Source organism: Dietzia timorensis, from assembly GCF_020742175.1.
Taxonomy (GTDB): domain Bacteria; phylum Actinomycetota; class Actinomycetes; order Mycobacteriales; family Mycobacteriaceae; genus Dietzia; species Dietzia timorensis_A.
Window position 1 is genome coordinate 1 of sequence record NZ_DYXM01000175.1, and the last position, 5,177, is coordinate 5,177.

General features: G+C 68.4%; 7 protein-coding genes. 2 read left to right on the plus strand and 5 right to left on the minus strand.

Annotation, left to right across the window (positions count from 1 at the left end; translation table 11 throughout):
• Window positions 1-47: 47 nt before the first annotated feature.
• The 4 genes from K8V11_RS09120 to K8V11_RS14675 form a co-directional block, all read right to left on the minus strand.
• On the minus strand, window positions 48-674 hold the full coding sequence (locus K8V11_RS09120; protein ID WP_303913018.1) for a copper chaperone PCu(A)C: 627 nt from the start codon (window positions 672-674) through the stop codon (window positions 48-50).
• 119 nt (window positions 675-793) lie between these two features.
• Window positions 794-1,582: a hypothetical protein gene (locus tag K8V11_RS09125; RefSeq protein WP_303913021.1), complete on the minus strand. Its 789-nt coding sequence runs from the start codon at window positions 1,580-1,582 to the stop codon at window positions 794-796.
• Window positions 1,583-1,598: 16 nt separating this feature from the next.
• Complete coding sequence (locus K8V11_RS14670; protein WP_369693063.1) at window positions 1,599-1,928, minus strand: hypothetical protein; 330 nt, start codon at window positions 1,926-1,928, stop codon at window positions 1,599-1,601.
• A 63-nt stretch (window positions 1,929-1,991) separates the two neighbouring features.
• The gene (locus K8V11_RS14675; RefSeq protein ID WP_369693065.1) at window positions 1,992-2,294 is read right to left on the minus strand and encodes an excisionase; all 303 of its coding nucleotides are present in this window, start codon (window positions 2,292-2,294) and stop codon (window positions 1,992-1,994) included.
• Between the two features lie 118 nt (window positions 2,295-2,412).
• Between K8V11_RS14675 and K8V11_RS14680 the strand changes: the two genes are divergently transcribed.
• Window positions 2,413-2,568: a hypothetical protein gene (locus tag K8V11_RS14680; RefSeq protein ID WP_369693064.1), complete on the plus strand. Its 156-nt coding sequence runs from the start codon at window positions 2,413-2,415 to the stop codon at window positions 2,566-2,568.
• A 147-nt stretch (window positions 2,569-2,715) separates the two neighbouring features.
• Window positions 2,716-3,810 (plus strand): NAD(P)-dependent alcohol dehydrogenase, encoded by a 1,095-nt coding sequence (locus K8V11_RS09135; RefSeq protein ID WP_303913026.1) that lies wholly within the window; start codon window positions 2,716-2,718, stop codon window positions 3,808-3,810.
• 256 nt (window positions 3,811-4,066) lie between these two features.
• Here K8V11_RS09135 and K8V11_RS09140 read toward each other — a convergent pair whose 3' ends face one another.
• A complete protein-coding gene (locus K8V11_RS09140; RefSeq protein ID WP_303913029.1) occupies window positions 4,067-4,606 on the minus strand; it encodes a hypothetical protein in 540 nt (179 codons plus the stop codon).
• Between the last annotated feature and the right edge of the window lie 571 nt (window positions 4,607-5,177).

Here is a 5,177-nt window from a genome sequence, read left to right on the forward strand (position 1 = left end):
TTCGTGTGTTCTTTTCGTTGGTGTGTCGAGTCTCGTCGGGGCGGGGCTCAGTGGTCATTGCCCTCGGAACCGTGGTTCATGTCTCCGTGGTCCATGCCCTCTTCATCGTCGCCGGCGTGGTACTCCTCCTGCGCGCCCTCGAACGCGCGGGCGGGCACGGTCGTGGCGCTCTCGGAGCCATCGGAGAAGTGCAGCGTCAGCTTGAGATCCTGTCCGGGCGTAATCGGCTCGCCGAGATTGACGAGCATGATGTGGTATCCGCCCGGCTCGAGGTTCAGCTCGCCGTCGGCGGGGATCTCGAGCCCGCCATCGACGGGCTTCATCACCGAGGATCCGGCCTCCTGCACGACCTCGTGCATCTCGGCGTCCGCGTCAACGTCGACCTCCGCGGATTCGAGCGTCACGGCGGCGTCCGAGGAATTCTCGAGCGTCCCGAAGATCGCGGTCATGTCCTCGTCGGTCGCCTTGACCCAGGCGCCTTCGAGCGTCACCGCGCCCTCGCCGGCCTGGTCTGCGCCGGATTCGGCGCCCGCTTCTGCGGCGCTCGTGGTCGCCGAGCTCTCAGCTGAGTTCTGGGCATTCTGGGCGTCTTGGGCGCCGCAGGCCGTCAGCGATAATGCGGCGGCGACGGAAAACGGGAGGATGGCGCTACGGAAAGAAATGTGGTGTCCCATGGAGAGTCTCCTGCTCAGGGTGCGAAAGTGGGTTCTCCGGGCGCGCGGCGGTACGGATGCACGCCGGCGACTTCCGGAGCTTGGGTGAACCTGTCGCCCTCCGCACGCAGCGAATACTGCTAGGCGGCGAGCGCGAGCTGGGACGGTGGCGCTCGCGGCGCTGCCGGCGCGAAACCGGAAAGTCCCCCACCTATGACGGCGGAGCCAAGAATCCCCCGTGCGGCCACAGGAAGCGTCGGCCGCGGAAGCGCCGTGGTGACGCGTCCGACGAGGCGCCGCAGCGCCCGCCGCACGATGATGCTCACCGCCAGACACACCAGTACGCCGGCGGCGTGGGCGAGAAGCATCGGCAGCACCATCTCGGCGCCGCCGGCATGCGCCGGTCCCCCGGCCAGCGCGCCGGAGGCTGCGGATGCGTCGCCGCCGCTGCCGGCGACACCAGCCGGCACCCCGTGACCTGCGTGGCCGCCATGACCGCCGTGCAATGCAGCCGCGCCCGCGGCGCCAGCGCCGGCACTCCCGGCAAGCATGTGGTCTGCCTCGAGCACGGCGTGCGCGAACCATTGCCCGGCCGTCACCGGCAACAGCAGTCCGAGCAGCCGCGGGCCCGCGGCCAGCGAGAACGCGCGGCCGGCCCGCGAGGGAAGGGCTTCTGCGAGCCGCCCGGCAAAGCCGACGAGCGCACCGGCGCCGCCACCGAGAACAGCGGCGCCCGCCGTCAGCAAGAAAATGGCGTCGAAGCTCGGCGCGTGCGCCAGGGAATCCGGGGCGACGAGTCCGTGGGTCCCGACACCTGCCAGAGCTGCGAGAAACGCGAAAAAGGCACCAGGTAGCGCGAGGCCGGCGGCCGCGTTGGCCGGTCGGCCGAGGCGATCGATGTCGCGGGTGCGACGCTGGTGCTCGGGCACGCTGTCATCATAGGATTTACCAGGACGCGGCAGGTAATCGCCGCCCGGAACCGACGAGCGCCCCACCCACAGACACAGACACAGCCACAGCCCCACCCAAAGCCACCACGATCGAAGCGAGGCCCATGTTCGATATCAACGCCAGGATCGATTCGACGGCAGGGGTGTGGCTCGTCGTCGAGGCGCGCGTGGACGTCGCGCCCGCCCGCGCGTTCACCGAGGTTGCCACCGCCGACGGCATCTCGGCGTGGTTCTCCCCGACCACGCTCGAGCCCGAGGTCGGCGGCGAGCTGCTCCAGGGCCTCGACCCCACCGTCGGCCCGGATTCGCCCGAGTTCGCCGACATGGCCACCCGCGGCACCGTCACCGAGTACCGCGCGCCCTCGGCATTCGGCGCGGGGCGCTTCGCCTACGTCGAGCGCGACTGGATGGGGCCGGGCATGCCCGTCGACCCGTGGCTCACCTCTTTCGAGGTAGCCGAGTCCGGCTCCGGCACGCTCATCACCCTCCGCTCGGGCTTCGAGCAGGACTCCCAGCTCGACCGCGCCTCCGCCGAGGAGTCGGAGACCGGCTGGACCCAGGCCATGCACTGCCTCGCCCATCGCCTCAGCGCGTTTCCTGACGGCGGAGTCCGCACCACCCAGGCCTTGTCCGATGTCCGCCCCGGATCGGTCGAAGCGCTGTGGGCGCGCGCGGCAAAGGCGCTCGGCATCCCGGCGGGCGCCGAACCCGGGACCCACGTCGACGCCGCCTCGCGCGCCGGCCGCGTAGCCGGTACCGTCCTCCACTCCGCCGAGGGCGCCGCGGTGCTCGCACTGTCCTCGCCCGGGGTGGGCACGCTCAACGTTTATTGCTTTCCGGCCGGCGAATCGGCCTCCGAGGCAACCTCGAACGCGCAGCTCGCTGCCCGTTTCGCAGAGCCCACCGACGCACCGAGCGACTGGGATTCCGACCGCTGGCAGCGCTGGCTCGACTCCCTCGCCTAGCGTCCGCCACGCCTCGCGCCTGCCGCCGGCCACCGGCCCTTCCGCCGCTGCCGCACGCCGGACTCAAGGCGTAGCCTCGCTTGTGCGAAACAATCGTCCGTGCGGCCACCCCGCCGCGCCGTCAACCATGCTGGGAGAACCCCCGATATGACTACCGCTTCCACCCTGCCGGGCGCCGAGAATCTCGACCGCCTCGATGCCGTGCCCGCCGTCGCCGCCGTCGCGCCCGACGCCCCTCTCGAGACGCAGACGATCTCGCGCCGCGCCGTCGGCCCGCGCGATGTGCGCATCGCCATCGAATACTCCGGCATCTGCCACTCCGATATCCACACCGCGCGCAGCGAGTGGAGCGAGGCGACGTACCCGCTCGTCGTCGGCCACGAGATCGTCGGCCGCGTCGATGCCGTCGGCTCCGACGTCACCAAGTTCTCCGTCGGCGACCGCGTGGGCGTCGGCTGCATGTCTAATTCCTGCCACGACTGCCCCGCCTGCGCCGACGGGCAGGAGCAGGAGTGCCACAACGGCACCATCATGACCTACGGCGGCGTCGACGTCGACGGCTCGATCACGCAGGGCGGCTACAGCGCGGCGACCGTCATCGATGAGCGCATGGTCCTGCGCATCCCCGAGTCGCTGCCCGCCGATGCGGCCGCACCGCTGCTGTGCGCCGGCATCACGATGTACTCGCCGCTTCGCCAGTGGAACGCCGGCGCCGGCACCAAGGTCGCGATCATCGGCATGGGAGGCCTCGGCCATGTCGGCGTCAAACTCGCCGCGGCGATGGGCTGCGAGGTCACGGTTCTATCGCAGACCACGTCCAAGCGCGAGGACTCCCTGCGCTTCGGCGCGACCGAACACTTCGCCACCGGCGGCGAAGAGGGCAAGGAGAACCTCAAGTCGCTGCGCGGGTCCTTCGACCTCATCATCAACACGGTGTCCGCGAATCTGCCGATGGACGCCTACGTCGGCCTGCTCCGCACCCGCGGCGTCTTCGTCGAGATCGGCTTGCCCATCGAGAAGCTCAGCCTGTCGGCGTTCACCCTCACCCACGCGCGCCGCGTGCTCACCGGCTCGCTCATCGGCGGGATCCCCGAGACGCAGGAGATGCTCGACTTCTGTGCAGAACACGGTGTGACGGCGGAGATCGAACTCATCTCGGCCTCCGAGATCAACTCCGCCTACGAACGAGTCGTTGCCTCGGACGTCCGCTACCGATTCGTCATCGACGCCTCCACCTTCTAGTCCGGCAGAGGCCGCGGCGCCGCCGCCCCGCCTGGCCTTCCAGCCGCCGCCGGCGCCTCACCACGTGGCCCCGCCCCTCCCCGGGCGCGGGGCCACTCGCCTTCCTGCACTTCCTCCCCAGCCTGCCGAAGCACGCCTCGCGCGCTGCCGCCGTGAGGCTCTCGCGAGCACGAAATCGCCCCACCCCGGCCGCCACCGCTCCCGCCCCTTGCAAACCCTCACCTTTCGCCGTTGTATTCGCCCTTCTAACGCCGCGCTAGCGTTCCCGATCGAGTGCGCGGTAGACCCGGTGGATCGTGCCGAGTCGCGCTCCCATCGCCCGCGGCTCCTTCTCGACCCCGGTGAGAAGTCGTTCGGCCTGGTCCAGCAGGTCTTCGGCGAGTACGTCGTGAAGCTGGATGACGAGGCGGAACACGGTGTCCGGGAGGTTCGCGGCGACGTCGAGGCGATGCTGCCACTCGAGGTTCATCCATCCGGGCCTGGCCTCGTCCCCTTCACCAGGCGGCCGTCTGAACGTCCCCTGCCCGGCGATGCGGACCGATAGTTCGTGTTCGCCGCGAAGTAGTGATCGCGGGGCGAAACCGAACCTGACTCTCCGCGGCTCCACCTCGACCACGCGATAACGCACGGAACCGTGCCCACCACGACTGCCCACCTGCAGTCCTCGATCAAGGAGCAACGCCGGCCACCGCCACCGCGGCCACAGCTTGTCAGCCGGGCTCGCTAGTTCGCCGAGGATCGACTCGGCCTCGGCAATGTCCCCGCGCATTGCGCGCGTGTGGACATTCCTGATCATGTCGTTGTCGTCCGGGTGGTTTCGACTCCATTGCGAGATCACTGGGCGCGGCTCCAATTGCAGCGGTTCTGCTCCCGATCTTACGGTGGCGAGCGGGTCGCTGACCGGGGTTTCGGCGTCTAAAACGCCGAACTCGCCTCTCGCAGCGTCCAACGCTGTCGCCCGGCAAGCTGTTGTCTGTCTCACACCTTGAGCCACGTTTCGACTTTTATTTTCGTCTCTAGGTGCCGCAATCACACTGGTTCTTGCACTTATTTTCATCTCATCTTTTGTGGGACGACCTAGGCAGAAGTCCTGGATATAGCGCGTGCGGCAAACGTCGCCACCGCCGTGGACCGATAAGGGTTTTGTAAACAAAAACACCGATTTCATGATTAACGCCGGATGTTTCTCGTAGTGTCATACGCACAGCGCGGGAAGAAGAGTCCCAGAGTTTTCACACGATCACGGTGTCCCGCCGTCCCGGACCTTCTGAGCACCACCACAAGATGAGGTAACGGAAAATGACTCGCAGAAAGTCAATCGCACTCCAGGCGGGCGCAATCGGTTCCGCCGCCCTGATCGCACTGGC